Annotated in this window: 24 protein-coding genes and 1 pseudogene; 5 read left to right on the top strand and 20 right to left on the bottom strand. The window is 63.5% G+C overall.

Annotation, left to right across the window (positions count from 1 at the left end):
* Positions 1–65: 65 nt before the first annotated feature.
* From NN662_RS19390 to NN662_RS19370, 5 genes are all read right to left on the bottom strand, one after another.
* A complete protein-coding gene (locus tag NN662_RS19390; protein ID WP_261932338.1) occupies positions 66–1,052 on the bottom strand; it encodes an ABC transporter ATP-binding protein in 987 nt (328 codons plus the stop codon).
* A 5-nt stretch (positions 1,053–1,057) separates the two neighbouring features.
* Complete coding sequence (locus NN662_RS19385) at positions 1,058–2,053, bottom strand: ABC transporter ATP-binding protein (RefSeq protein ID WP_261932064.1); 996 nt, start codon at positions 2,051–2,053, stop codon at positions 1,058–1,060.
* Positions 2,053–3,012 (bottom strand): ABC transporter permease, encoded by a 960-nt coding sequence (locus NN662_RS19380; protein WP_261932063.1) that lies wholly within the window; start codon positions 3,010–3,012, stop codon positions 2,053–2,055. The genes NN662_RS19385 and NN662_RS19380 overlap by 1 nt, the downstream gene beginning before the upstream one ends.
* Positions 3,012–3,968 carry an ABC transporter permease gene (locus tag NN662_RS19375; protein WP_261932062.1) on the bottom strand — a complete coding sequence of 319 codons (957 nt, stop codon included), beginning with the start codon at positions 3,966–3,968 and terminating at the stop codon, positions 3,012–3,014. Before NN662_RS19375 ends, NN662_RS19380 begins: the two co-directional genes overlap by 1 nt.
* 99 nt (positions 3,969–4,067) lie before the next feature.
* A complete protein-coding gene (locus NN662_RS19370; RefSeq protein ID WP_261932061.1) occupies positions 4,068–5,705 on the bottom strand; it encodes an ABC transporter substrate-binding protein in 1,638 nt (545 codons plus the stop codon).
* 354 nt (positions 5,706–6,059) lie between these two features.
* Between NN662_RS19370 and NN662_RS19365 the strand changes: the two genes are divergently transcribed.
* Together NN662_RS19365 and NN662_RS19360 are read left to right on the top strand one after the other, a co-directional pair.
* Complete coding sequence (locus NN662_RS19365) at positions 6,060–7,283, top strand: sialidase family protein (RefSeq protein WP_315972616.1); 1,224 nt, start codon at positions 6,060–6,062, stop codon at positions 7,281–7,283.
* Between the two features lie 15 nt (positions 7,284–7,298).
* The gene (locus NN662_RS19360; RefSeq protein WP_261932060.1) at positions 7,299–7,922 is read left to right on the top strand and encodes a TerC family protein; all 624 of its coding nucleotides are present in this window, start codon (positions 7,299–7,301) and stop codon (positions 7,920–7,922) included.
* Between the two features lie 15 nt (positions 7,923–7,937).
* Here the strand turns inward: NN662_RS19360 and NN662_RS19355 are convergent, their stop codons facing one another.
* The 7 genes from NN662_RS19355 to NN662_RS19325 all read right to left on the bottom strand — a co-directional run bounded on the left by NN662_RS19355 (position 7,938) and on the right by NN662_RS19325 (position 15,499).
* Positions 7,938–8,879 carry a hypothetical protein gene (locus tag NN662_RS19355; RefSeq protein WP_261932059.1) on the bottom strand — a complete coding sequence of 314 codons (942 nt, stop codon included), beginning with the start codon at positions 8,877–8,879 and terminating at the stop codon, positions 7,938–7,940.
* A complete protein-coding gene (locus NN662_RS19350) occupies positions 8,876–9,604 on the bottom strand; it encodes a sulfite exporter TauE/SafE family protein (protein WP_261932058.1) in 729 nt (242 codons plus the stop codon). The genes NN662_RS19355 and NN662_RS19350 overlap by 4 nt, the downstream gene beginning before the upstream one ends.
* 8 nt (positions 9,605–9,612) lie before the next feature.
* Positions 9,613–10,926 (bottom strand): TRAP transporter large permease, encoded by a 1,314-nt coding sequence (locus NN662_RS19345; protein WP_261932057.1) that lies wholly within the window; start codon positions 10,924–10,926, stop codon positions 9,613–9,615.
* A gap of 3 nt (positions 10,927–10,929) precedes the next feature.
* Positions 10,930–11,466: a TRAP transporter small permease gene (locus NN662_RS19340; RefSeq protein WP_261932056.1), complete on the bottom strand. Its 537-nt coding sequence runs from the start codon at positions 11,464–11,466 to the stop codon at positions 10,930–10,932.
* 73 nt (positions 11,467–11,539) lie between these two features.
* On the bottom strand, positions 11,540–12,514 hold the full coding sequence (locus NN662_RS19335) for a TRAP transporter substrate-binding protein (protein WP_261932055.1): 975 nt from the start codon (positions 12,512–12,514) through the stop codon (positions 11,540–11,542).
* Positions 12,515–12,545: 31 nt separating this feature from the next.
* A complete protein-coding gene (locus tag NN662_RS19330) occupies positions 12,546–13,799 on the bottom strand; it encodes an NAD(P)/FAD-dependent oxidoreductase (protein WP_261932054.1) in 1,254 nt (417 codons plus the stop codon).
* The gene (locus NN662_RS19325) at positions 13,796–15,499 is read right to left on the bottom strand and encodes a thiamine pyrophosphate-binding protein (RefSeq protein ID WP_261932053.1); all 1,704 of its coding nucleotides are present in this window, start codon (positions 15,497–15,499) and stop codon (positions 13,796–13,798) included. The genes NN662_RS19330 and NN662_RS19325 overlap by 4 nt, the downstream gene beginning before the upstream one ends.
* 110 nt (positions 15,500–15,609) lie before the next feature.
* Between NN662_RS19325 and NN662_RS19320 the strand changes: the two genes are divergently transcribed.
* Complete coding sequence (locus NN662_RS19320) at positions 15,610–16,308, top strand: GntR family transcriptional regulator (RefSeq protein WP_261932052.1); 699 nt, start codon at positions 15,610–15,612, stop codon at positions 16,306–16,308.
* 5 nt (positions 16,309–16,313) lie between these two features.
* Positions 16,314–17,033 (top strand): aspartate/glutamate racemase family protein, encoded by a 720-nt coding sequence (locus NN662_RS19315; RefSeq protein ID WP_261932051.1) that lies wholly within the window; start codon positions 16,314–16,316, stop codon positions 17,031–17,033.
* 4 nt (positions 17,034–17,037) lie between these two features.
* Here the strand turns inward: NN662_RS19315 and NN662_RS19310 are convergent, their stop codons facing one another.
* Together NN662_RS19310 and NN662_RS19305 are read right to left on the bottom strand one after the other, a co-directional pair.
* Complete coding sequence (locus NN662_RS19310) at positions 17,038–17,802, bottom strand: siderophore-interacting protein (protein ID WP_261932050.1); 765 nt, start codon at positions 17,800–17,802, stop codon at positions 17,038–17,040.
* 190 nt (positions 17,803–17,992) lie between these two features.
* Positions 17,993–18,940 carry a 2-hydroxyacid dehydrogenase gene (locus NN662_RS19305; RefSeq protein WP_261932049.1) on the bottom strand — a complete coding sequence of 316 codons (948 nt, stop codon included), beginning with the start codon at positions 18,938–18,940 and terminating at the stop codon, positions 17,993–17,995.
* A gap of 135 nt (positions 18,941–19,075) precedes the next feature.
* On the opposite strand from NN662_RS19305, the gene NN662_RS19300 reads away from it, so the two are divergent.
* The gene (locus tag NN662_RS19300; protein WP_261932048.1) at positions 19,076–19,741 is read left to right on the top strand and encodes an FAD-binding oxidoreductase; all 666 of its coding nucleotides are present in this window, start codon (positions 19,076–19,078) and stop codon (positions 19,739–19,741) included.
* Between the two features lie 4 nt (positions 19,742–19,745).
* Here the strand turns inward: NN662_RS19300 and queE are convergent, their stop codons facing one another.
* The 6 genes and pseudogenes from queE to NN662_RS19270 all read right to left on the bottom strand — a co-directional run bounded on the left by queE (position 19,746) and on the right by NN662_RS19270 (position 24,360).
* Positions 19,746–20,477, bottom strand: a complete 732-nt coding sequence (queE, locus tag NN662_RS19295; protein ID WP_261932047.1) for a 7-carboxy-7-deazaguanine synthase QueE — start codon at positions 20,475–20,477, stop codon at positions 19,746–19,748.
* Complete coding sequence (locus NN662_RS19290; protein WP_261932046.1) at positions 20,474–20,830, bottom strand: 6-pyruvoyl trahydropterin synthase family protein; 357 nt, start codon at positions 20,828–20,830, stop codon at positions 20,474–20,476. Before NN662_RS19290 ends, queE begins: the two co-directional genes overlap by 4 nt.
* Before the next feature lie 201 nt (positions 20,831–21,031).
* Positions 21,032–21,718 (bottom strand): 5,6-dimethylbenzimidazole synthase, encoded by a 687-nt coding sequence (gene bluB / locus NN662_RS19285; RefSeq protein WP_261932336.1) that lies wholly within the window; start codon positions 21,716–21,718, stop codon positions 21,032–21,034.
* A 58-nt stretch (positions 21,719–21,776) separates the two neighbouring features.
* Positions 21,777–22,940, bottom strand: coding sequence for a cytochrome-c peroxidase (locus NN662_RS19280; RefSeq protein WP_261932045.1), 1,164 nt, complete (start codon positions 22,938–22,940; stop codon positions 21,777–21,779).
* 161 nt (positions 22,941–23,101) lie between these two features.
* Positions 23,102–24,076: pseudogene (locus NN662_RS19275) on the bottom strand (cation diffusion facilitator family transporter); the annotation flags it as partial.
* A gap of 8 nt (positions 24,077–24,084) precedes the next feature.
* Positions 24,085–24,360: a metal-sensing transcriptional repressor gene (locus tag NN662_RS19270; protein WP_261932044.1), complete on the bottom strand. Its 276-nt coding sequence runs from the start codon at positions 24,358–24,360 to the stop codon at positions 24,085–24,087.
* Positions 24,361–24,489: the final 129 nt, after the last annotated feature.

The raw sequence follows: 24,489 nt of genomic DNA, 5'->3' as shown, positions 1-24,489 counted from the left end.
CAAGACGACATGAGAAAGGGCGGATATTTCCGCCCTTTCTTGCGTTCCAACGGTAAAGGTTTCGTCTAGTCCGCCTTTGCCAGATGGCAGGCGACGAAATGTCCGGGCAGGACCTCGCGCCATTCCGGCACCTCGGTTCTGCATTGCGGCGCCGCGATCGGACACCGCGTATGGAACCGGCAGCCGGCCGGCGGAGAGAGGGGGCTTGGCACGTCACCCTCGAGAATCTGGCGCTGCCGTTTGCGTTCCAGTTCCGGGTCCGCCTCGGGGACGGCCGAAAGAAGAGCCTTGGTGTACGGGTGAAGCGGCTTGGCGAACACGCCGTCCCTCGGCCCCAGCTCCGCGGCGCGTCCGAGATACATGACGAGCACGCGCGAGCTGATGTGGCGCACGACCGCGAGATCGTGGGCGATGAAGAGATAGGTGAGGCCGTATTTCGCCTGCAGGTCCTTCAAGAGGTTGATGATCTGTGCCTGCACGGAGACGTCGAGCGCCGAGATCGCCTCGTCGCAGACGATGAACTTCGGATTGCAGGCAAGTGCGCGGGCAATGGCGACGCGCTGGCGCTGTCCCCCGGAAAGCTCGTGCGGATAGCGGCGGGCAAATCGTGCGGGCAGGCCGACATCGTCAAGAAGCCGCTCGACCTTGTCCTTCAGTTCCGCCTTCGTCGCCAGCTTGTGAAACAGCATCGGCTCGCCGATCGCCTCGCCAATGGTCATGCGCGGATTGAGGGTCGAGTAGGGATCCTGGAAGATGATCTGCAGGTCGCGGCGGAAGGGCTGCAGGCCCTTCTCGTCGAAGCCTGCGATATCCTTGCCCTGATAGACGATCTTGCCCTTGGTCGGCCGGTGCAGCTGGAGGATGGTGAAGCCGGCGGTCGACTTGCCGCAGCCGCTCTCGCCGACGACGGACAGCGTCTCTCCGGACATGATGTCGAAGGTCAGGTCATCGAGCGCGTAGACCACCGCCTCGGTTTCGCCGAAAGCCCCGAGCCTGACGTGGAAGTGCTTGGTCAGCCCCTCGATCTTCAGCAGCGGATCGGTGTTGGTCATCATGTTCATGCGGCCATCTCCGCAAATCCGGTTACGGCGAAACAGGCGACGCGGTGCCCTGCCACATCGCCGACATCGGCGAGTTTCGGAACGGCGGCATTGCATTCGGCACGGGCGATCGGACAACGCGGCGCGAAAGGACAGCCAGCCGGTCTGCGGCCGGGCTCGGGCGGCGTTCCCGGAATGGACGGCAGCTTCTCGCCGGGATCGCCGGTCAGATGCGGCAACGAGGCGAGCAGCCCCTGCGTATAGGGGTGAGACGGCGTCCTGTAGAGCACATCGACCGGCGCATCCTCGACGACCGTGCCGGCATAAAGCACGACGACGCGGTCCACGAGCCCTGCGATCAGCGCCAGATCGTGGGTGATCCAGACGATGGACATGCCGAGCTTGGTGCGCAGATCCTTGACGATGTCGACGATCTGCGCCTGGATGGTGACGTCCAGGGCCGTGGTCGGTTCGTCGGCAATCAGCAGTGACGGATTGCAGGCGAGACCGATGGCGATCATGACACGCTGGCGCATGCCGCCGGACAATTCGTGCGGATAGTTGTCGAGCCGTTCCTGGGCGCCGGGAATGCCGACCAGCGCCAGAAGCTCGCCGGCGCGCTTGCGGGCTTCGGCCTTCGACATCCGGTTATGGTAGATGAGCGGCTCCATCACCTGCAGGCCGATCTTGACGACCGGGTTCAGCGACGTCATCGGGTCCTGGAAAACGAAGCCGATCTCGCCGCCGCGCACCTTGCGCAGCTCCGATGATGACATCGCCAGGAGATCCTTGCCCTTGAAGTTTGCCGTGCCGCCGGCAACGGAAATCTTGTTCGGCAAGAGCTTCAGCAGGCTCATCATCGTCAGGCTCTTGCCGCAGCCGCTTTCGCCGACCACGCCGAGCGTCTCGCCCTTGTCGACATGCAGCGATATGCCGTCGACGATCCGGGCCGGGCCGCTGCGGCCCATCACCTCGATCGCCAGGTCTTGAACGTCCAGCAGTCTTTCCGCCATTATTTCTGCCCCTTCGGATTGAGCGCATCGTTGAGGCCGTCGCCGAGGAAGGAGAACGCGACGGTGGCGACGGCAAGCATCAGCGCCGGCGAAATGAGGAGGTGCGGATAGTTGCGCCAGACGCGCAGGCCATCCGAGATCATCGCACCCCAGCTTGGGGTTGGCGGGCTGACGCCGACGCCAAGGAAGGAGAAGGCGCTTTCCAGCACCATGGCCGTGCCGAGACCGGCGCTGACGGCGACGATCAGCGGTCCGAGCGCATTGGGAATGATGTAACGGCGGATGATCAGGCTTGGCGGCAGGCCGAGCGCACGGGCCGCCGTCACATAGGGCCGCGAGCGAACGCCGAGCACCTGTGCGCGCACCAGGCGGGCATATTGCGGCCATGTGACGAGGGCGATCGTACCGAACACCAGCACGAAGTCGATGAGCACGGTGTTGCGATAGAAGGGATTGAAGGTCGCCTGGTATTGCGCCTCCATCCACTTGCTGAGCGGCGGCTTCAGCGAGGCGTTGATGACGACGACCAGCAGGATCTGCGGCACGGACATGGTCATGTCGGTCAGCCACATGATGAAATTGTCGATGAGCCCGCCGAAATAGCCGGCTATGGCGCCGAGCACGGTGCCGATGACCATGGCGATCAACGTCACTGACAGGGCGACGATGAAGGCCGTACGCGTGCCGTAGATGATCCGCGACAGCACGTCGCGTCCGAGATCGTCGGTGCCCAGCAGATGCGCCATGGTCGGCGGAACGTTTCGGGCCGTCAGGTCCTGGCTGAGGAAGTCATATGGCGTCAGCCACGGGCCGAAAATGGCGGTGAACGCAAGCAGTCCGATGATGATCAGGCTGGCGAGCGACGCCTTGTTGCGCTTCAAACGCGTCCAGGCGTCACGCCACAGGTTTGCCGGCGGCTCTTCGGCGATGGCAGGTGTGTGGATCGTGGCGTCGGCCATTATTTCGCCCTCCGCGCATCCGCCGCGCGCGGGTCGAGCAGCGGGTAGAGAATGTCAACGAGAAGATTGGACGCCATCACCATGAAGGACCCGATGACGGTGATGGCGAGAATGACGGGATAGTCGGAGTTCATCAGCGACTGGATTGTCAGCCGCCCGAGCCCCGGAAGGCCGAACACCAGTTCGACGAAGATCGCGCCGTTGAGCAGGATGATCATCATGATGCCGAGCTGGGTGACGATGGGCGTGAGAACGGGACGCAGGATGTGGCGCAGCGCCACCATCAGTTCCGGTACGCCCTTGGCGCGGGCGGTGCGGACGAAATCCTCGCTGAGGATTTCGATCACCGCGGCGCGCGTCTGTCGGATCGTCAGCGCGATTGGCTGGAACGACAGGACGATGAGCGGCAGAATGATCCGGGCGTCGAAAAGTCCACCCCAGCCGTAGGGAATCTTGGCGCCGGGCATGACAGTGATCAACACCACCATCAACACGGGGCCGGCCACATAGGCAGGGATTGCCCAGGCAAACAGCGCCGAAGACAGGATGACGTAGTCGAGCTTGCTGTTCTGCCGGAGGCCGGCAATCATGCCGAGCGGGATGGCGATCAGCGCCGAGAACAGGATCGTGATGACGCCGAGCTGGAAGGTGACCGGCGTCGCCGCCTTGATCATCACCCAGACCGAACGTCCCGATACCAGCGAGTTGCCGAAATTGCCGTGGACGAAATTCCAGACATACTTGCCGAACTGCACGAGGAACGGCTGGTCGAGGCCTGCTGCCTGACGCATTGCCTCGATGCGCGCGGGATCATAGGCGACGTCGCCCGGGGCGCGGATGAAGATCAGCTTGATCGGATCGCCGGTGCCGTAGAAGGCGAGTGCGTAGACCGCGAGAACGACCAACAGGACGGACGGTATCCACAACAGAAATCGTTTGGCGACATATCGCAGCAACGCGCATCCTCCCTGTCATCGGCTGCCGGTCTTCCTCCAGCCGGTAGCCGAAGGCGGCCGAATGGGCCGCCTTCACTGTTAGTGTAGCAGATTTCAGTCTCAGGCGATCTCGATCAGCCAGGGCTTGGCGACCTGCCAGTCCAGGTTCTTGTCGATGTTCTTCACCGACGGCAGAGCCCAGCGCGAGATGACTTCGACGTACCACGGGATGAAGCAGTAGTCGTCGCGGAACAGCTTCTGGGCTTCCTGCGCCTTCTTGATGCGCTCCGGGTCGTCGGCGGCAAGCACGGCGCCATCCGCCAGAAGCTTGTCGACCGCCTCGTTCTTGTAGCCGCCGAGCTTGTTCGTCGCGTTCGACGAGCTCGAGGCAATGCAGCTCTGCAGGTAGGCGATCGCATCGGGAACGCGGGTGCCGACGTCATCGCGGATGACCTGGACCTGCGATCCTTCCGGACCGAAATCGTCCTGGCTCGGCTTCATGTCGACCGCGCTGATGCCGAGGTTCTGGCGCCATTGCTCGGCGATGAACTGGGCGGCCAGCTGGCGGGCAGGTGATGATGCGCCGGCGATCAGGATCTTCGGCAGCCGTTCCGGTCCGCCATACTTGGATTCCTTCAAGAGCGCCTTTGCCTGGTCCGGATCGAAGGGGTAGGGCTCGAAGCCGCTGTCCTCGGAGCCTGGCACCGGCGTGATGATCTGGTCTGCCTTGGCGTAGGGGCCGTCCGGGAAGGTCGCCTTGATCAGGCCTTCGCGGTCGACGGCAAGGATCAGCGCCTGACGCACCTTCGGATCATCGAACGGCGCGCGCGAAGTGTTGAACCAGAAGTGCTGGCTGGTCGGGATCAGCGGACCCGAGGAGAATTCCTTGCCGAGGTCCTGGATGATCGTCGACGTGACGAGCTCGGTGTGGGCGTTGTAGTCGCCGTTCTCGAGGAGGGCGGTGGCCGCGACGGAGTCTTCGACCGTATTGATCTCGATCTTCGTCAGCTTGGGCGCGGGGCCGAAGAAATTCTCGTTCGGCTCCATGACGATCTTGCCGGCGTCCAGGTCCATGCCGGTCATCTTGAACGGGCCGGAAACCACGCCGCCATTGTCCGGCAGGAACCAGTCCTGAACCTCGTTGCCGTCGGCGTCGCGGGCTTGCGAGGCCTTGACGATCGGGATGATGTGGTTGGCGAGGCGCATGTAGAAGATCGGGTCGGCATTGGTCAGCGCAACGACGACGGTCGTGTCATCCGGAGTGGTGACGCCGGGAAGTTCCTTGCCGTTGCCGTTGGACACGGCGTCGTAGCCGTCCACGCCGGAGAGAACCTGGGCGGCGCGCTGGCTCTTCGTCGCCGGCATGGCGCAAAGCTCCCAGGAACCCTTGACGTCGGCTGCGGTGATCGGGCTGCCGTCGGAGAACTTGACGCCGTCGGCAAGCTTGAAGGTCCAGGTCTTCTTGTCGTCGGATGGCTCCCAGGACTGGAAGACGTAGGGCTGCAGCTTGGCATCGGTGTCGAAATACATCGGCGCTGCCCACCAGAGTGAGTTCCACCGGAAGCTTTCGCCACCGCCACGCAGGGGCGACCAGTCATTGGTGAAGACAGGGTGTGCGACCATCAGCACCTGCTCGGTGGCGGCCGCGGCAAAGCGCATGCCCATCGCATAGACCGACACGCCGGCCATGGCGGCGGCGCCCGTTTTCAGCAGGCCGCGCCTCGACAGTTCAAATCGTGCATTCTTCTCGTCCGACATGATTCCTCCCTCCATATCGACCACGGGTCCAGCCAGGCATTCTCCAGATGCCAAGCGTCCCGGAATTTAGAACGAGTAAAACCTGTTCTCAATTTGTAAATATGTCAATGAAAAATTCGACGCAGACTTGATTTCTCGAGTTACCATATGAAATTAATGATTTTTTTGTCTGTTCCTGACTCTATTGCGCCGGCCTTGATGGGGTAAAATCAAAATCCTAACTTGACAAATTCATAAGAAGGAAACACTTGTGCATTCAGTTCCGGCAGGAGGCCGGTCAGGGCAGCCGCGACCATTCATGTCGCCTGCCGATGGGGCGTAAGCCCTTCCTTGCTTTGCTTTCGGGAGGAAAGAATGCAGGTACAAAACGCATTGCCGGCCGTGTATCCGGCGCTGAATCCGCAGAACGTCCATGACCATATGGATGGCATCATTAGGCCTAATCCGGGTGACAAGGAGCGGGACGAGGCCTGGCTTGCCTGTCCCGAGCCGCAGAGCCATGCGGCCAATCTTGCCGAACTGAAGAACGGCGATCTCGCCTGCGTCTGGTTCGCCGGCTCGCAGGAGGGCAAGGGCGACGTCTGCATCTATTTCTCGAGACTCAAGAAGGGCGAACAGCACTGGCAGCCGCCGGTGAGGCTGACCGATGACATGGCGCGGTCCGAGCAGAACCCCTTCCTGTTCACGGCGCCGGACGGGCGGCTGTGGCTGGTCTACACGTCGCAGATCCTCGGAGATCAGGCGACGGCGCTGGTCAAGTACCGCATTTCCGATGACAACGGCGAGACCTTCGGTCCCGTCGGCGTGCTGTTCGACGAGCCGGGCACCTTCGTTCGCCAGCCGATCATCGTCAATGCCGCCGGTGACTGGCTGTTGCCGGTATTCCTGTGCCGGGCCCCTGCAGGCAAGCGCTGGAAGGGCCATCGCGACACGAGCGCCGTCTGCATATCGTCCGATGAGGGAAAGACCTGGCGCCGCGTGGCGGTGCCTGACAGTCTCGGGGCCGTGCACATGAACATCGTTCCCCTCGATGGTGACCGCATGATCGCCGTCTATCGCTCACGCTTCGCCGACCACATCTTCCGCAGCTATTCGAATGACGGCGGCCTGAGCTGGAGCGCGCCGGAACCGACCGACCTGCCCAACAACAATTCGTCGATCCAGATGGTCCGGCTGCAGGACGGCAAGCTGGCGGTGATCTACAACCACAGCTCTGCCAGCGAAGGGTCGGCCCGCCGGGCCGGGCTTTACGACGAGATCGAGGCTGACGGCAAGGACGAGGACCAGCCGGATCCCGGCCAGCCGGGCGCGGTCTGGGGCACGCCGCGTGCGCCGTTGACGATCGCCATCTCCGAGGACGAGGGCAAGAGCTTCCTGATCCGCCGCGACGTCGAGGTGGGGGACGGCCATTGCCTGACCAACAATTCGGCCGACAAGCAGAACCGCGAATTCTCCTATCCGAGTATCATTCAGACGGATGACGGCGTGATCCATCTCGCCTTCACCTATTATCGGCAGGGCATCAAGCATGTTCGCTTCGGTGAGGACTGGGTGCTGGCGGCACGTCCGCAGGCCTGATCGGGAGATCGATCGATGGAGGCGGCACTCGACTATTTCATGATCCCGGCGACGGTCAGCGCCTTCCTGCAGGTGGTCATGATCGACCTCGTGCTTGCCGGCGACAATGCCGTCGTCGTCGGCATGGCGGCGGCGGGTCTTTCAAAAAAGGACCGGCGCAAGGCGATCATGGTCGGCATTGCCGCCGCCACGGTTCTGCGCATCCTGTTCGCGCTGATGGCGAGTTACCTCCTGTCGATCATCGGCCTTCTGCTTGCCGGCGGTCTGCTCTTGCTCTGGGTATGCTGGAAGATGTGGCGGGAGCTGCGCGACCAGCAGGCGGAAGAAATCGTCGCCGAAGGCGGCAGCCCACCCGCGCCGCGGAAGAATTACCGGGAAGCGATCAAGCAGATCATCATCGCCGACGTTTCCATGTCGCTCGACAATGTTCTCGCCGTTGCCGGTGCCGCGCATGAACATCCGGTGGTGCTGGTCTTCGGGCTCTGCCTGTCGGTCGTGCTGATGGGCTTCGCCGCTTCCCTCATCGCCGGCCTCCTCAATCGCCATCGCTGGATTGCCTATGGTGGCCTGGCGATCATCCTTTTCGTGGCGGTCGAGATGATCTGGCGCGGCGGCATCGACGTCGCCTATGCACTCTGACGAGCACGCAGGCCGTCAATCCACCGACTTGCGCCGGTAAAGCCGCCCCAGGAGTAGGGGCGTGAGATACATCGGAATCTGGTAGCAGGCGACGAACAGCAGCAGCGGCGAGGTCAGCGCGGCCGGAAGGGCGGCTATGAACAGCATGATGTTGCGGTTGCCGGCGGGGATTGCGTAGGCGACGTCGTGGCCGTCGGACAGTCCGGTGAGACGGATGCCGGCAAAGACGAAAAGTTGCAGGCCGAAATTCAGTGCGAACGCGGCGACCAGCGTCAGGGCTAGAAGGCCCGGCCGGTCGATCAGCGCCGGACCGAAATCCGCCATCAGGGCAATGACCACCAGCGCCATGGCGAGAACGGACAGTCCGTCGATCGCTGTCAGCGTCGGCGGCGCGGGGTTCCTCAGCAGGTAGGCCCGGATCAGGAAGGCAAGAGCCGTGGCGCCGGCAATCAACGCCAGCAGCCTGAACGACGAGTGCAGCACCGCGCCGGCGTCGCCGAAGTCTGGCCAAAGGATGAAGGCGGGGAAGATCGTCAGCGGCAGAAGGGCGGTTCCGGCGATCAGCGTCCGCAGCGCGGGGGCGGGATCGTTGCCGGTCAGAATCACGAGGTTCGGACTGCCCGAGATCGGCGGCGCCGTCGTTGCCAGCACGATGGCGTTGGCGACCGGACCGTGAAAGCCGATCATCTTGAAGACGATGGCGAAGAGGCAGGGCACGGCAACCTGGAACACAGCGACGGCGCCGAGCGAGGTCCGCATCTGCGACAGGCGCCCGAGGGCCTCGCGCGGGCCGATGCGCAGCGCCGTGACGAACAGCATCAGGGCGGCTGCCTGCGGAATCAGCGGCTGCAGCGACCTGGCGAGTGTCGGGAAAACTATGCCGACGACAAGACCCGCCACCAGCACCAGGCGTCCGTGCCTTGCCAGAAAATTCAGCGGCAGGAAGGCCGCGTTCATGCAAGTCCCCGATAGATGAGCATGGCGGCGGCGATCGAGGCGACGATGAGGAGTGCCGGGCGGAAGCGCCGGTCGAAGCGCGCGCCGAGCCCGCGGGCAATGAAGGTGCCGATCAGCATCGGCGGTACCATGAGCAGCGCCAGCTCGAAATCGCGCAAGCCGGCCCAGCCGCTGAGATAGAGCCCCGCCAATGAAAGCGCGCAACCGATGGCGAAGAAGGCGGCGAGCGTTGGCCGTGCGTCGCGCGCTGGGCGGTCCTGATAGATCAGCGCCATCGGCGGCGCGCCGACGGAGGTGATCGTCCCCATCAGCCCGGAGAACGAGGACATCAGAAGCAGAGTGATCCTGTTGAAGGCCATGCGCCAGCCGCTGACGGAGAGAAGCACGGCGCTGGCGATCAGGAGACCGAAGATCAGCATGAACAGGCGCCGGTCGCTGAGGCTGGCGAGGATCGCCGATCCGGCTATGACGCCGGCAAGTCGCCCCATCATCCCGAGCCCGACCTCGTTCCAGTGGATGGCGTCGCGCTCGCGCCACGCTCCCCAGGCCGATGTCGCCATGCCGAGAAAGAGGACGGAGGCCGGGACCAGATGCGGGTCGATCAGCGCCAGAAGCGGTGCCGCCGTCTGGCCGAAGCCCATGCCAAGGCCCGCCTGAACGATGGCCGCGACGACGACGATGCAGAAAACCGCCGCCAGCAGTCCGGGGGATGATAGGATTTCCATGATACGGGCTAGATTCCGATCTCGCGCATATGGGCGGGCAGCCAGGTGGCCAGTTCCGGGAAGGCGATCAGGATGAACACCATCACCACCATGATCAGGAACATCGGAAAGGCGGCGCGGGCGATGAAATTCATCTGATGCCCGGTCATGCCCTGCATCACGAACAGGTTGAAGCCGATCGGCGGCGTGATCTGCGCCATTTCGACGACGACGACGATGAAGATACCGAACCAGATGATGTCGATGCCGGCCTGGCGGATCATCGGCTCGACGACCGCCATGGTCAGCACCACCGACGAGATGCCGTCGAGGAAGCAGCCGAGGATGATGTAGAAGACCAAGAGCGCCATCAGCAGTTCGAAGCGGGTGAGGCCCATGGAATTGATCCATTCGGCGAGCGCGCGCGGCAGACCGGTGAAGCCCATCGACAAGGACAGGAAGGCCGCACCGGCAAGGATCAGCGCAATCATCGCGGAGGTGCGGGTGGCGCCCATCAGGCTTTCGAAGAACGAGTGCCGGGTGAGCGAGCCTTGCAAGGCGGCAAGCAGCAGCGAGCCGATGACGCCGAAGGCGGCGGCTTCCGTCGCCGTCGCGAAACCGAGATACATCGAGCCGATGACGACGAGGATGAGGCTGATCACTGGTACCAGGAAGCGCGAATTTTTCACCTTTTCGGCAAATGTCATCTCCGGTTCGTCGTCCGGCGCGAAGTCCTTCGAGACTTTCGACATGATGGCGATATAGGCCATGAAGAAGGCGGCCAGCACGAGGCCGGGCACGATGCCGGCGATGAACAGTTTGGTGATGGATTCGTTGATGGTGACGCCGTAGACGATCAGGGTCAGCGACGGCGGGATCATCAGGCCGAGGGTCGCGGCGCCCGCCAGCGTGCCGATCACCATCGTCTCGGGATAGTTTCGCCGGCGCAGTTCCGGCACCGACATCTTGCCGACCGTCATCAGGGTGGCGGCAGACGATCCGGAGACGGCGGCGAAGACCGTGCAGCCGACGACGTTGGTGTGCAGCAGGCGACCGGGCAGCTTCGCCATCCACGGCGACAGGCCCTTGAACATGTCTTCCGACAATCGCGTTCGAAACAGGATTTCCCCCATCCAGATGAACAGCGGCAGCGCCGTCAGCGTCCAGGACGAGGAGGCGCGCCAGATGATCGTCATCATCGCGTCGCCGACCGGCCGGTTGGTGAAGATTTCCATCCCGAACCAGGCGACGCCGAGCAGGGCCAGACCGACCCAGACGCCGGAACCGAGCAGCAGGAAGAGGATGAAGAGGAAAATGGCGATCGGGGCGAGTTCAGCCGTCATGTCTTATTCCCCATGCGCCTGTTCGGCACTCTCGACGATGTTGTCGCGGCCGTTGATGATCAGGGAGACGAGATTGTCGGCAAAGCAGATGGCCAGCAGTACGGCGCCTGCGGCCACGGGGATCTGCACGTACCAGAGCAGCGTGGCGTCCTGGCCCTGGCTGATGTCGTGCAGCTTGCGCGACCAGTAGACGAGCTTGACGGCGTACCAGGCGAGATAGCCGGACGCTGCCGTCGCGATTGCCAGGCACCAGAGTTCGGCCCAGAACTTGTGCCTGCCAAGCGCGGTCAGCAGGAGCCCGACCCGGATATGCGATCCGTGGTTCAGCGCATGCGCAAAGGCAAGGAAGGACGAAGCCGCCATGAGATAGCCGGCATATTCGGCGCCTCCCGGAAAGGTCAGGCTCGACCAGCGCGCCACCATCTGTATGACGATGACGATCAGGAGCGCCATGAGGCATGCGGCGGCGAGATAGCCGGCGAAATCGTAAAGCCCGTCCAGCGTTCTGCGGACCGGATGCTTGCGGGAAGGTGCGCTCATAATGCCCCCTGACGGAAATGGATCAACAGCCCGGCCTCCGCTTGCAGAGGCCGGGCGGCTTTTGTCACGGGGCTCAGTTGGCCTTGTAGGCGTCGATGATGGCCTTGCCCTTGTCGCCGGCGTTCTTAAGCCATTCGTCTGTCATCGTCGCGCCGAAGCCTTCGAGATCCGACTTCAGCTGATCGCCCGGGCCGGCGACGGCCATGCCGTTTTCGGCAAGCGTTTTCAGGTATTTGGCGGTCAGATCCTTGGCGGTGTCCTCGCCGCGCTTGGCGGCTTCCGCGCCGCAATCCATCACGGCCTTCTTGCCGGCGTCATCCAGGCCGTCGAACGAGCCCTTGTTGACGAACACGACGTTGCGCGGCAGCCAGGCCTGCACGTCGTAGAAATGGGTCAGGCTTTCCCAGACCTTGGAATCGACGCCTGTGGAGCCCGAGGAGATGAAGCTCTCGGCCACGCCCGTCGCCAGCGCCTGGCTGAGTTCGGCGGCCTCGATCTGCACCGGCACCATGCCGGCAAGCTCGGCGATGCGGGCGGTCGCCGCATTGTAGGCGCGGAACTTGATGCCCTTGAGGTCGGCAGCCGAGTTGATTTCCTTTTTGGTGTAAAGGCCCTGCGGCGGCCACGGCACGGAATAGACATAGACGAGGTTCTGCTCGTCGAGCGCTGCCTTCACCTGATCGAGCGCAGCCGACCACAGCTTGTCCGAGGCGTCGAAGGAGGTCGCGAGGAACGGAATCGAGTCGACACCGAACAGCGGATTTTCGTTGGCGTGTGCGGAGAGCAGGCGCTCGCCGATTGGCGCCTGGCCGGTCTGGACGGCGCGCTTGATATCGTTGCCGGCGAACAGCGAGCCGTTCGGATGCGTGACGATGTCGAGCGCTCCGCCGGATTTTTCACCAACGCACTTGGCAAATTCCGCGCCGTTCTCGCTGTGATAGTTGCTGGCCGGATAGGCCATCGGCATGTCCCAGCTTTCGGCAAACGCACTCGTTGCAGCCGTCAGGCCGATGGCGGTGCCGGCGAGAAGATATCCCAGTTTCTTCATGTTCAGTTCCCTTCCTGTTTTTATTGGTACGCTATTGAAACCTCATCGGAGCATAAGGGGCAAGGTCCAAATTGGATTGTTGCCCCGAGATCATCTGCGACAGCAGGTAGCCTGTCTTCGGTCCACCGGTCAGTCCGATGTGATGATGGCCGAAGCCCATCCAGGCTCCGGGCGCGTTCGGCACCTTGCCGATGACCGGAATGGAATCGGCCGGCGCGGGCCTGTGTCCCATCCATTCGGTCTTGTCCTTCCAGGACAGCCCCGGCATGGCAGCGCGGATGTTGCGCATCAGGAGATCGAAGGGCGGACGCGAGGCGGGGGCATCAAGCCCACCGAATTCGACGACGCCGGCCAGCCGGATACGGCCTTCCATCGGTGTGATGACGAACTTGCCGGAGGCGATCATGGCCGGCGAGCGCGGCATCATGTTCGGCTCCCAAAGCTCTATGTGATAGCCCCGCTCGCTTTCCAGCGGCACTTTGAGCCCGAAGGTTTCGGCGAGAGGCTTCGACCAGACGCCGGTGGCGATCACCGTGTCGTCGAAGGACAAGGTCTCGCCGCCGGTCCGCACACCGGTCACCTTGCCGCCTTCGCGAACGAAGCCGGTAACATCGGCCTTGATCAGGCGTGCGCCGTTCATTTCGGCATGGGCGGCGAGCGCCTTCACATAGCCGCCGGGATCCTTGATGACGCCATGATTGCCGAGCCGGACGCCAAAGCCGAGTGCAGGGGCAAGCGTCGGATCGTATTCGCTGAAGGCGCGGCCTTCCAGTTCGTCCCATGAAAATCCGTGGGCGCGGCGGATGCCCCAGCCGAAGGCGTCGCCCTCGAAATGGGCACGGTCATTGTAGACGAAGACATAGTCTGACGGCACCAGGAAGCGCTCGGCGCCGGTGCCTGCAGAGAGCGCCTGATGGTCGGCGAGGCTGTCGCCGACAATACCATGGACTGCGGAGGCAATCCGCTTCACGTCGTCGGCGTTTGCGTGGGAGAGGTACTTGACGAGCCAAGGCGCGAGTTTCGGCAGGTATGACCACTTGAGGAACAGCGGCTGGTTCGGATCGAACAGCATGCGCGGCGCCTTCTTGAGGAGGCCGGGCACGGTGACCGGGACGATGGAGCAGGAGGCGAGCACGCCGCCATTGCCGTAGCTCGTACCCTCGCCGGGGCCGAGCCTGTCGATCAGCGTCACGCGATGGCCGGCCCGCTGCAGCCAGATGGCCGTCGAGACGCCGACGATGCCGGCACCGACAATGCCGATATGTTTTGCCTCTGTCCCCATCATGCCACCCATTCGCTGACTGGAGCCGCGGCTTCGTGCAGCGGCTGCGAAATGACATCAATCAGTGTCGGGCCGTCAAAGGCAAGCGCTTCTTTCAGCACCGGTTCCAGCATGGCCGGATCCTCGACCGTCCAGGACTTGACCCCGAAGGCGCTGGCGACGGCAGCGTGGTTCGTGCGGTTGAAGTCGACATTGTAGAAGCGCTGGCCGAAACCGGAGTTCTGGCCGGCCTTGATCCAGCCATAGGTCGCGTTTGAAAAGACGATCGAGGTGATCGGCATCTTGTGCCGGACGATGGTTTCGAATTCGCCGCAGCAGAAGCCGAAGGAGCCGTCGCCCATCACCGCGACGGTCTTTGCCGATGGACGGCCTGTATGCGCGCCCATCGAGGCGGCGAGCGCGTAGCCGAGCGCACCATGCGCGCGATTGGTGATGAAGTTGCGGCCGGGCTTGCGCCAGCGGTAATGCGCCGAGAAGTACGGGCAGGGCGTGCCGGGATCGGCGACGATGATCGCGTCGTCGTCGAGCAGCTTCGACAGGGTCGCGACCACGCGTTCGGGGCGGATCGGTCTGTCGGTCGATTGCGCCAGCGCCTCGAAGGCGGCAAGCTTTTCCGCCCAGGCGGGGGACACCCGTTCGCGGCCGGAGAAGGAAATCGACGGATGCCGGGCGGCGACCTCATCGGCAAGGGCCGAAAGCGCCAGGCGGGCATCGGCAACGATCGCCACTTCCGTCTGATAGTTGGCGCTGATCACCTCCGGATCGCTGTCGATGTGAATGATGCGTGTGCCGGGCTTCGGCGAACGCCAGCGCTCGGTCGTCACCGAACCTGCACGGCAGCCGATGAAGAGCACCAGATCGGCGGCATCGACGACGGCCCGCGTGGCGGGAACGCCGCCGTTCGAACCGACGACGCCGAGCGAGAGCGGATCGGTCTCGGCAATCGAGCCCTGGCCGGAAACGGTCGTCGCGACCGGCATGTCGAGCAGCCTGGCAAGACGTAAGAGGTCGGCCTCCGCGCCGGCGATCACCGGGCCGCCACCGCAGATGGCGATCGCGCTTTTCGCCGACAGAAGCGCATCCGCCGCGTCCCTGATCGCATCCGGATCAGGTCCCACCCGCTCCGCCGGAAACGCCTTGTGGCGCGGGTCGGCCCAGATGTCGGCCGCATCGCTCGCGCCTTTCTGGGTGTCGAAGGGCAGCGCGATATGGGCGGAGCCGGGGCGTCCGGTGGTCATGGCGCGGAAGGCGGCGCGCATCATCGCCGGCACCTTGGCCGGATTGTCGATCGAGGCGTTCCATTTGGTCAGCGGCCGCATCAGCGCCACCTGGTCGAGTTCTGTCAGCGGATAGCGGCCGCGCGAGGTGGTGGCGACGTCGGTGGTGATGGCGAGGATCGGGACCGAGCTTTCGTTTGCCTCGACGAGGCCGGGCAGGATGTAGGTCGCGCCGCCGCCAGACGGGCCCTCGCAGACGCCGGGCTTGCCGGTCACCCGCGCGTAGCCGTCGGCCATGTAGGCTGCATGCCGCTCGTCGCGCGTCAGGATGTGGGTAATGCCGTGATCCAGCTGCGCCATCGCGTCATAGAAGGGCAGCGTCGTGTCGCCGCACAGCCCGAACATATGGGTCACCCCATGGGCTTCCAGCATGCGGACCATGGCTTCGGCCCCTGTCATGGTGTTGCTGCGGCTCTGCTCCGTCATTCTCTCTCACTCAACTGATTGGAATCTGCATTTCGTACTGTATACAGCACTGCATGTTGATTGCCGCTCGGACTTATGTCAAGGATTGAATCGACAATGGAAGGTGATGGATGAGCGAAGGACGCGTCGGCGCGCTCTATGCGCAGCTGAAGGAAATGGCGGTGAATTTCCGGATCCGGCCCGGTGAGCGGATCAATGAGGTGACGCTTGCCCGCGAACTGGACGCCAGTCGCACGCCGCTGCGCGAGGCGTTGAACCGCCTCGTCGCCGAGCAGCTTCTCGATTTTCAGCCCGGCAAGGGCTTCTTCTGCCGCGAGCTGGACGCACAGTCGATCTTCGATCTTTACGAGGTCCGCGCCGTGCTGGAGGAAACCGCCGTGCGGCTTGCCTGCGAGCGGGCGAGCGACGCGGCGCTGGAGCGCCTCAAAGCCAACGAATATGCCGACGGGCTGATCTATGCCGGGCGCACCATCGGCGCGGCCACGGCTGCCGACGAGGCGTTTCACATCGCGATTGCCCGGCTTTCGGGAAACGGCGAGATCGTCCGTCAGCTCGAACACCTGAACGAGCGCATCCGCTACATCCGCTGGGTCGACATGGCCTCGGCGGTCGCCCGCACCAAGGGCGAGCACAAGCTGATCATGGAGGCGCTGGCCGCGCGCGAGTCCGACCGGGCGATTGCGCTGATGCGGGGCCATGTGGTCAAGCGCATGGACCAGATCGTCGCCTCCGTTCGCGAAGGCTATTCCAACATCTACGTCGCCGGGCCGGAGGAAATCTTCGAGCGCCGGCTGGAAAACGAAGGCTGAAAGTCATGAAGGCAAAGGGCGGCAAGGCGGTCTACGGCGCATCGGTGGGCATTCTGATGCTGGAGGCGCAGTTTCCGCGCATTCCCGGCGACATGGGCAATGCGCTGACATGGCCGTTCCCGGTTCACTACAAGGTGGTGCGTTCGGCCACGCCGGATCTCGTCGTGCGCAAGGGGGCTGCCGGCACGCTCGACATGTTCATCGCCGCAGCCCGCGAACTCGTGGCCGACGGCGTCGACGGCATCACGACGAATTGCGGCTTCCTCGCACTCTTCCAGGAAGAGCTGGCAGCGGCTGTGCCGGTTCCGGTCGCCACCTCGTCGCTGATGCAGGTGGCGCTGGTCAACCGGCTGCTCGCGCCCGGGAAGCGCGCCGGCATCCTGACGATCTCCGGTACTGCGCTCACCCCGCTGCATCTGGAAAAGGCCGGCGTGCCGGAAGGAACGCCGATCGGCACGACGGAGGGCGGCCGCGAATTCACCCGCGCCATTCTCGACAACGAACTCTATCTCGACGTCGATGCCGCCCGTCTGGACAATGTCGATGCGGCGCTGAAGCTGCAGGCGGACAATCCCGATCTCGGCGCGATCGTGCTGGAATGCACCAACATGATCCCCTATGCCGCCGACATCCGGCAGGCGACGGGCCTGCCGGTCTTCTCGATCGAGACTTTCGTGCGCTGGTTCCAGGCGTCGCTGGTCCCGACCCGTTTCGACATGCGCTAGGCCGTCAGCCGAACTTGTCGCTGGCGTCGGCCTTGCCGAGCGTCCAGTAGCCCGCTGCCTTCGTCCAGCCGAGCGGATGGCCGCGCTCCTCGACGAGATGCGTTCGGATCGCTCTCGCAACGCCGGCTTCGGCCGCAATGAAGACGAATGTGCCGGGTGCAATGTCCAGACCCTGAAGGGCTGCGAGGACCGGGGCCGGGTTGGCCGCTTGCTTCACCGAGCGGTAGACCCAGTGCACGGAGAGTTCGGCGTCCGTCTCGAAGACCTGCTGGTCGGCCGGGCTCGGCACGGCAAGGATCGCCGTCATGCGCATGCCCTTGACGGCCTCCTCGATCCGCCGTCCGATGGCCGGCAGCGCCGTCTCGTCGCCGATCAGCAGCCAGTCGGTGACGGCTGGGGAAATCACCGCCGATCCGCGCGGCCCGCCGACCGTCAGCGTATCGCCCGGCTTCGCGGAAAGCGCCCAGAGCCTCGCCGGACCGGCGTCATGGACCGCGAAGTCGATCACCAGCGTCCGCGCCTCGTTGTCATACCGACGTGGCGTGTATTCTCGAAGTTGGGGCTCGCTTCCCTCGACAGGAATGATGAGCTTGACGTGATCGTCGGCGCCAAGGCTGACGAAATCAGCGAGATCGTCACCTTGGAATGTGATCCTCAGCATGGCCGGGGTGAGGCGTTCGACGGCTTTCACCGTCAGCTTGCGGCGCTTCAGGTCGTGCCTGATGCGCTCGATCTCCGGCGCTGCTTGAAGGGTGAGTGAAGAAGTCATTGTCATTCCGTATCCTTATGAGCCCGGACGGCCTGATCTGCGGACACAGTCGCGCAGACCGAAACCGCCGAAGCCGTTCGATCATGCGCGTTGAGTGACGTTAACGCTTACGTGCGGGATGATCCGCAGGGGCGATGTCTTGGCTATATTATATGATTTTTATAGTCAAGAAATTGCTTCTGGCTTTCGTTCAATAGCCCCGGTCGAGATCGACAGTGGTGGGAAGCCTGCCGTCTTTGCGCCAGCGCTCGACATTGGCGGAGACGACGGAAGCCGCCGATTGCTGGGTGGTCGGTCCGGAAATGTGCGGCAGCACCGTCACCTTCGGATGGCTCCAGAAGCTCGAGCCCTGCGGCAACGGCTCGTTGTCGAACACGTCCAGCACGCAATGGGAGAGATATCCGCTGTCGAGCGCGGCCAGCAGGTCAGCCTCGACGATCACCGGCCCGCGGCCGAAATTGATGAGCGCCGCCCCCTTTTTCATGCGGAACAGGCGCGTGGCGCTGATCAGGCCGCGCGTTTCGGCGGTCAGCGGCAGCAGGCAGACGACGATGTCACTTGATGCGAGCATGTCGAAGAGGCCGTCTTCCCCGCTGAACGTCTCGACGCCGGCGATCTCCTTTTGCGAACGGCTCCAGCCCTTCACGCCGAAACCTGCCGCCGTCAGCCGGTCTGCGGCGGCCTGGCCGAGAACGCCGAGGCCGAGAATGCCGACGGTCATCTCGCCCGGCTGGCGATAGGGGCGGGGAGCCCATTCCTTTTGTTCCTGGCTGTGCCGATAGAAGGGCATGTCGCGCTGCAGGTAGTAGGTCCAGGCGAGCACGGCCTCGGCCATGACCCTGGAGAGTTCCGGGTCGATCAGACGGGCGATCGGCGGGGCCGGCTGCGGCAGTTCGGCGACCAGCCGCTCGACGCCAGCCCACAGGCTGTGAATCCATTCAAGATTGGGCAGCGCCTTGATGTCGGCCGGGTCCGGATTGGCGACGATCGCCAGTTTCGCGGCATTCCGCTCCTCGGCGCTCATCGCGTGAAACGGAAGGATGGTTTCCTCCGGCATGGCCGCGCGCAGAGCGGAGAGCCAGGCCTCCTCATCCGATGCGTGGTCGACGCGGGCGACGAAGGCGACGGTAGAGGGCATGCGGCACTTTCTCCATTCTTCAGGCTGAAACGCAGACCGGCGGAGGTGGCTTTTCCATCCGGCGGATGCGGAACTTTGACGGTGGTGCGACATTCCCTTCTTTAGACAGGACATGCAAGGCAAAGGAGCATCGAAATGGCCCACAAAGTGGAAATCCGCGAAATCAAGCCGCTTGGCGAGACGGTGTTCCAGTACGAGGTGGAAAAGCCGAAGGGATTCGATTTCCGGCCGGGCCAGGCGACCGAGGTCTCCATCGCAAAGGACGGCATGGAGGACGAAAAGCGGCCCTTTACCTTCACCTCGCTGCCTTCCTGGGAGCATCTGCAGTTCACCATCAAGAGCTATCCAGACCATGACGGCGTCACCAGGAAGCTGATGGAACTTCGCGCCGGAGATCACCTGCTGATCCGAGACCCTTGGGGGACGATTGAATACAAGGGCAAGGGTGTCTTCATCGCCGGTGGGGCAGGCATGACGCCGTTCCTGTCGATCCTGCGCGATCTTCAGTCCCGCAATGCGCTTGCCGGACACACCCTGTTCTTCGCCAACAAGCGCGAGCGTGATATCTTCGACAAGGAAGAGCTTGAAGCCATGCAGGGCCTCGACGTCCACCATGTCCTGAGCAAGGAGGACAAGCGGCCTTATCTGCATGGCCGCATCGACAAGGCCTTCCTCAAGGACCATGTCGAGGACTTCAGCCAGAAATTCTACGTCTGCGGCCCGGACGAGATGGTCGAGGATGTCAACGCCGCGCTGAAATCGCTCGGCGCCGATCCAGACGGCCTCGTCTTCGAGGAGTAGTCGCTCAGACGCCGCGCAGATTGCCCCAGATGAGCACGTGCAGCTGCGGCAGGACGGTCGCTTCGAACCAGCGGTCGGCGGCCACCTTGTCGATCAGCCAGCGCATGCGAGCCATGATACCCTCCATGTCCGGCGCGGCGGTTTCGCCGTCGGGGTGTGGTGGCGTATGGTTGCCGGGCTGCAGGAAGACGGGAAGCGACGGATAGCGGGCCGCCACCTCCTGCGCGTAGGCATAGTCGACGTCGTCGAAAACCACGACCTTCAAGGCGATCTTGTCCGGAAGGCCGGCGGCCGTCATGCACTCCGACAGTGCCTGCCAGTCGGTGGTCATGCCGCTGGACGGCGGCTTCGGGCTCAATGTCAGCACGTCGACATCCGCAAACCAGTGCTGCGCAAGGCTCCCCTGCGTCTCGAGCGCAAAGCTGTAACCCTTGCTGTGGCCGAGATCGATGAGGTCGCCAAGCGGCTGAATCGCCGGATTGCCGCCGGAAAGCGAGACGACCAGCGGCTTGCCGCCGGTCAGGCGCTCGACTTCGGCCATGATCGCCTCGGCCGACATCGGTTTCCAGTCGTGCCGATAGGCGGAATCCACCGCATGCAGCGTGTCGCACCATGAACAGCGGTAATCGCAGCCGCCGGTGCGCACGAAAACGGTCGGATGGCCGATCAGCGCCCCTTCGCCCTGAATGGTGGGCCCGAAGATTTCGCTGACCCGGATATTGGCTTCCAACGTCACGGGCGATATTCCGCCATGGTTTTCGGGGTTTCGTGCACGCGCACGGCCGAAACCTCCGGCCAGCGCTCCCTGCACCAGTCGAAGAAATGCTTCGCCATCCGCTCGGCGGTCACCCCGTCGTCGCCGAAGACGTCGTTCAGATGCTGGTGATCGAGCTCACCGTCGAGATAAGTCTTGAACGGTTTCAGGTCGAGGTAATCGCGCACGAAGCCGACCTCGTTCAGCCGTTCCGACTTGAGTTCCACCACGACCACGTAGTTATGGCCGTGCAGCCGGGAGCAGGGGTGATCGTCGCCAAGCGCCAGCAGTTGGTGGGAGGCGGAGAAGTGGAATTCCTTGGAAATCCGATACATCAGCATCCTCCCTCACGGCCAGTGCCGGCCGGGCTGAGAAAATGCGGACAGTGCACCAAACAGGTGCGGTTCCGCTCTCGCGAGCGGATCAAAGAACAGGTCATGTCATTGGCCCTTGTTTTCGCTATGACCGGGTAGGCTGCGACCGGTTGCCGCCTTCATCGACGGGCGGCGGACGTTCTAGTCATTCTTGGGGGTATGTCAATCTTTAACTGGCTCGCTCCATCGGTCGGCGAAGATCAGTTCGTCGAGCGGCGTGCGCTCGCGCCAGCCGCGCGCTTCCAGTTCCGGGCGGGTATAGAGCGTCTTCACGTAGCCGAGACAGAGATAGGCGACGATGCGGATTTCCGGCGGAATGCCGAGAATGTCCTTGACGTCCTCCTCGCGGAAAATGCTGACCCAGCCGACGCCGACGCCTTCAGCGCGGGCGGCGAGCCACAGGTTCTGCACCGCGCAGACGGTCGAATAGAGATCGGTATCGTTCTGGTGGGTGCGGCCGAGCACCACCGGTCCGCCGCGGCTGCGGTCACAGGTGATGCAGATGTTGAGCGGTGCTTCCAGTATGCCTTGCAGCTTCAGCCGCCGGTACTGCTCGCCCTTTTCGCCGGCAAACATGTCGGCGGCCTCCGCGTTTGCCTTCGCGAAGGCCTCGTGGACAGACGTCCGGACGTCGGGGTCACGGATGAGAATGAAATTCCATGGTTGCGACAGGCCGACCGAGGGGGCGGCATGGGCGGCCTCGAGGATGCGCCGCAGCACATCGTCCGGCACCGGGTCCGGCAGGAATTCGCCGCGCACGTCACGGCGCTCGCGCATCACGCGATAGACGGCGTCCCGCTCTTCGGCGCTGAACGGGCCGGCGCCGGCAGTGTCTGCCTCCGGCTTCATGCAAGCATCGGTGATCGGCAGCGAAGCCTCTTTCACGCCGGTCATGCTCCGCACCCGCCTACTTGTCGAGCAGCGGTTCGTACCGCTTGTCGGTCAGCGTCTTAAGAAAGGCGACGATGGCGTCGATGCGTTTGTCATTGAGGGCGGACCCGGCGGTCAGCTCCTTCGTCGCGATGTTCTCGGCCACTTCCGGCGGCCCCCAGGGCTTGCCTGTTTCGGGATTGATCTGCGCCGACGGAGCCTTGCTGTTGTACTTGTTGTAGAACTTGACGACGGTCCGCAAGTCCTTGAACACGCCGTTGTGCATGTAGGGGCCGGTGACCGCGACATTGCGCAGCGACGGCACCTTGAACTTGCCGCGCTCGGCGGCCGGATCGTCGACCATCGGGTTCTGCGCCAGGCCAGTGTCGATCGTGCCCTTTGCCGTGCCGTTGACCATGCGCACCGACGTGTTTTCCGGCACGCCGATGTTGAAATACTTGTGGTTGGTAAAGAGCGCGTGCTCGAAGCCCGATGGACCCTGCACTTCATGGCACTGGTTGCAGTTGGTGAACTGGTGCGAGAAGAACAGCACCCGGCCAAGTTCCTCCTGGTCTGTGAACTTCACTTCGCCGCGCAGATAGCGGTCGTATTTGGAATCGAACGGTGAAAATTCCTCGGTCCGCTCATAGGCGGCGATCGCCTTGGTCATCGCCGCATAGGTTTCGTCCGGCTGGGTGAAGATGTCCTTGCCGAACACGCCCTTGAACGAGGCGACGTAGTCGGGGTTTTCCTCGATCCGCTTTGCGACCGCCGCCTTGTCGGGCATGCCCATCTCGATCGGGTTCAGCGGCGGGCCGCCGGCCTGATCCTCAAGCGTCGAGGCGCGTCCGTCCCAGAACTGGCCGCCGACATACTTGCCTTCCGCGTCCTTGTGGAAGGGCGGCGACAGATGCGCATAGGCGGCGCTCGGCACGTTGCGGTCGCCGAGCGACTTGCCGTCGTCGCCGAGCGCGACGGCGAGGCCGACCGTGGAATCGCGGCCGTCGCGGAAGCCCATGCCCGGCATGTGGCAGGTCGCGCACGCCTCCGTGCCGTTCTTCGACAGGCTGGCGTCATTGAACAGCGCCTCGCCGAGCGCTTCGGGCGTCTTGTAGCGCTCTTCGCCGGCGAAACCGGCGGAGGACAGGGAAAGGGAAATGGCCGCGACAAGCACGGAATTAAAGAGGAGTTTAATGGTCATGATATCCGCAATGTCTTTTCGTGCCCCGGCCCTGTCAAGTGGGTCAATAGCGCGCAGGACGGGCGCGCGGCAGTCTATCGGCGGCAATGCCATGCACATTGACGCCGATCAAGGCCTCAATGACGATGAGCTGTGTCCATCCATGATATCGTCCTCACCCGGGCGACGGAGAGTGCCGGAAGGTGTTTGAAGAGCTCCGTCTCCAGCCGCTTGGCGATTTCTTCCGCCTCGGTCAGCAGAAGGGCCTTGTCAACTTCTATCGACACGTCGGCGTGCAGCTTGTGACCGAGCCAGCGGGCCTTGGCCTCCGGGACAGACCGGATGCCTGTCACATGTTCCGCGGCATGCCGGATCTCGTCGATCACGTCCGGCTCCACCCCGTCCAGCATGCGGGTCAGTACCGATCGGGCGGATTGCCAGACGATCCCGAAGATGGCGATGGTGATCACCAGACCGATGATCGGGTCGGCGAGCGGAAAGCCGAGCCATACGCCGACGGCACCGAGTACGACGGCGAGGCTCGTCAGCCCGTCGGTGCGGGCGTGATAGCCGTCGGCGACGAGGGCGGCGCTGTTGATCTGGCGGCCGATGCGAATGCGGAAGATCGCCACCGCCTCGTTGCCGGCAAAGCCGATGATGCCAGCCGCGGTCAGCCAGCCAAGATTGGTGACGGGCAGGGGATTGAGCAGGCGGTCGACGGCCTCGTATCCGGCAACGATCGCGCTGAACAGAATGATGGCGACGATGGTGATGCCCGCCAGATCCTCGGCCCGGCCGAGACCATAGGGGAACCGCTTCGTCGGCTTGCGGCGGGCGAGCACGAACGCGATCCACAGCGGGATCGCCGTCGTCGCATCGGCGACGTTGTGGATCGTGTCCGCCAGCAGCGCCACGCTTGACGAGATGGCAACGACGACGATCTGCATCAGCGCGGTCGCGGCCAGGATGACGAAGGACCGTTTGATGGCCCAGATGCCCCTTTCGGTGGTGGCGATCGTCGCGTCGATCACGCCATGGGTATGTCCATGCGATCCATGTTCATGATGCCCGTGCGCATGGTTTCCGTGATGCCCGTGATCTCCGTGGGAGTGGCCGTGTCCACCGAAGCCCAGCCAGTCGAGGATCCGTGTCCACATGGCGGCCATCACAGATACTTGGTGATGGTCTTGAATTCGTCGATGGTTCGCCGCTGGCCGTGGTCAAGCGCACCGACCGTCTCGTCGAGGCAGTGATCGAGATGATCCTGAATGAGCGTGCGCTTGGCCTGGCTGATCGCCTTTTCGACGGCATGCAGCTGCTGGGCGAGATCGAGGCAGGGCTTGCCGTCCTCGATCATCTTGATGACGCTCTTCAGGTGTCCCTCGGCGCGTTTCAGCCGCTTGGCGATGTCCGGGTGTGTGCTGTGACGATGTTCTGACATGGCCATAACCTATCCCCCTGGAGAGGATATGGCAAGGTGCAATTCTCTAGGTTGCCGGCCCTTGTCGGGCCGGCAACCTTCGCGGCGTCTCAGTCCTCGTGGATGCGATCAGCGGCAAATTTGCCGCCC

Source organism: Rhizobium sp. NRK18, assembly GCF_024385575.1.
In the GTDB taxonomy this organism is placed as follows: Bacteria; Pseudomonadota; Alphaproteobacteria; order Rhizobiales; family Rhizobiaceae; genus JANFMV01.
The sequence above is the reverse complement of the archived record's forward strand: the minus strand, read 5'-3'. Positions and strand labels throughout refer to the sequence as shown.

What these genes read in the sequence shown, in the direction of transcription:
- NN662_RS19390 (WP_261932338.1), bottom strand. Translation starts at nt 1,052, where the DNA reads ATGACCAACACCGATCCGCTGCTGAAGATCGAGGGGCTGACCAAGCAC.
- NN662_RS19385 (WP_261932064.1), bottom strand. Translation starts at nt 2,053, where the DNA reads ATGGCGGAAAGACTGCTGGACGTTCAAGACCTGGCGATCGAGGTGATG.
- NN662_RS19380 (WP_261932063.1), bottom strand. Translation starts at nt 3,012, where the DNA reads ATGGCCGACGCCACGATCCACACACCTGCCATCGCCGAAGAGCCGCCG.
- NN662_RS19370 (WP_261932061.1), bottom strand. Translation starts at nt 5,705, where the DNA reads ATGTCGGACGAGAAGAATGCACGATTTGAACTGTCGAGGCGCGGCCTG.
- NN662_RS19365 (WP_315972616.1), top strand. Translation starts at nt 6,060, where the DNA reads ATGCAGGTACAAAACGCATTGCCGGCCGTGTATCCGGCGCTGAATCCG.
- NN662_RS19360 (WP_261932060.1), top strand. Translation starts at nt 7,299, where the DNA reads ATGGAGGCGGCACTCGACTATTTCATGATCCCGGCGACGGTCAGCGCC.
- NN662_RS19355 (WP_261932059.1), bottom strand. Translation starts at nt 8,879, where the DNA reads ATGAACGCGGCCTTCCTGCCGCTGAATTTTCTGGCAAGGCACGGACGC.
- NN662_RS19350 (WP_261932058.1), bottom strand. Translation starts at nt 9,604, where the DNA reads ATGGAAATCCTATCATCCCCCGGACTGCTGGCGGCGGTTTTCTGCATC.
- NN662_RS19345 (WP_261932057.1), bottom strand. Translation starts at nt 10,926, where the DNA reads ATGACGGCTGAACTCGCCCCGATCGCCATTTTCCTCTTCATCCTCTTC.
- NN662_RS19340 (WP_261932056.1), bottom strand. Translation starts at nt 11,466, where the DNA reads ATGAGCGCACCTTCCCGCAAGCATCCGGTCCGCAGAACGCTGGACGGG.
- NN662_RS19335 (WP_261932055.1), bottom strand. Translation starts at nt 12,514, where the DNA reads ATGAAGAAACTGGGATATCTTCTCGCCGGCACCGCCATCGGCCTGACG.
- NN662_RS19330 (WP_261932054.1), bottom strand. Translation starts at nt 13,799, where the DNA reads ATGATGGGGACAGAGGCAAAACATATCGGCATTGTCGGTGCCGGCATC.
- NN662_RS19325 (WP_261932053.1), bottom strand. Translation starts at nt 15,499, where the DNA reads ATGACGGAGCAGAGCCGCAGCAACACCATGACAGGGGCCGAAGCCATG.
- NN662_RS19320 (WP_261932052.1), top strand. Translation starts at nt 15,610, where the DNA reads ATGAGCGAAGGACGCGTCGGCGCGCTCTATGCGCAGCTGAAGGAAATG.
- NN662_RS19315 (WP_261932051.1), top strand. Translation starts at nt 16,314, where the DNA reads ATGAAGGCAAAGGGCGGCAAGGCGGTCTACGGCGCATCGGTGGGCATT.
- NN662_RS19310 (WP_261932050.1), bottom strand. Translation starts at nt 17,802, where the DNA reads ATGACTTCTTCACTCACCCTTCAAGCAGCGCCGGAGATCGAGCGCATC.
- NN662_RS19305 (WP_261932049.1), bottom strand. Translation starts at nt 18,940, where the DNA reads ATGCCCTCTACCGTCGCCTTCGTCGCCCGCGTCGACCACGCATCGGAT.
- NN662_RS19300 (WP_261932048.1), top strand. Translation starts at nt 19,076, where the DNA reads ATGGCCCACAAAGTGGAAATCCGCGAAATCAAGCCGCTTGGCGAGACG.
- NN662_RS19290 (WP_261932046.1), bottom strand. Translation starts at nt 20,830, where the DNA reads ATGTATCGGATTTCCAAGGAATTCCACTTCTCCGCCTCCCACCAACTG.
- bluB (WP_261932336.1), bottom strand. Translation starts at nt 21,718, where the DNA reads ATGAAGCCGGAGGCAGACACTGCCGGCGCCGGCCCGTTCAGCGCCGAA.
- NN662_RS19280 (WP_261932045.1), bottom strand. Translation starts at nt 22,940, where the DNA reads ATGACCATTAAACTCCTCTTTAATTCCGTGCTTGTCGCGGCCATTTCC.
- NN662_RS19270 (WP_261932044.1), bottom strand. Translation starts at nt 24,360, where the DNA reads ATGTCAGAACATCGTCACAGCACACACCCGGACATCGCCAAGCGGCTG.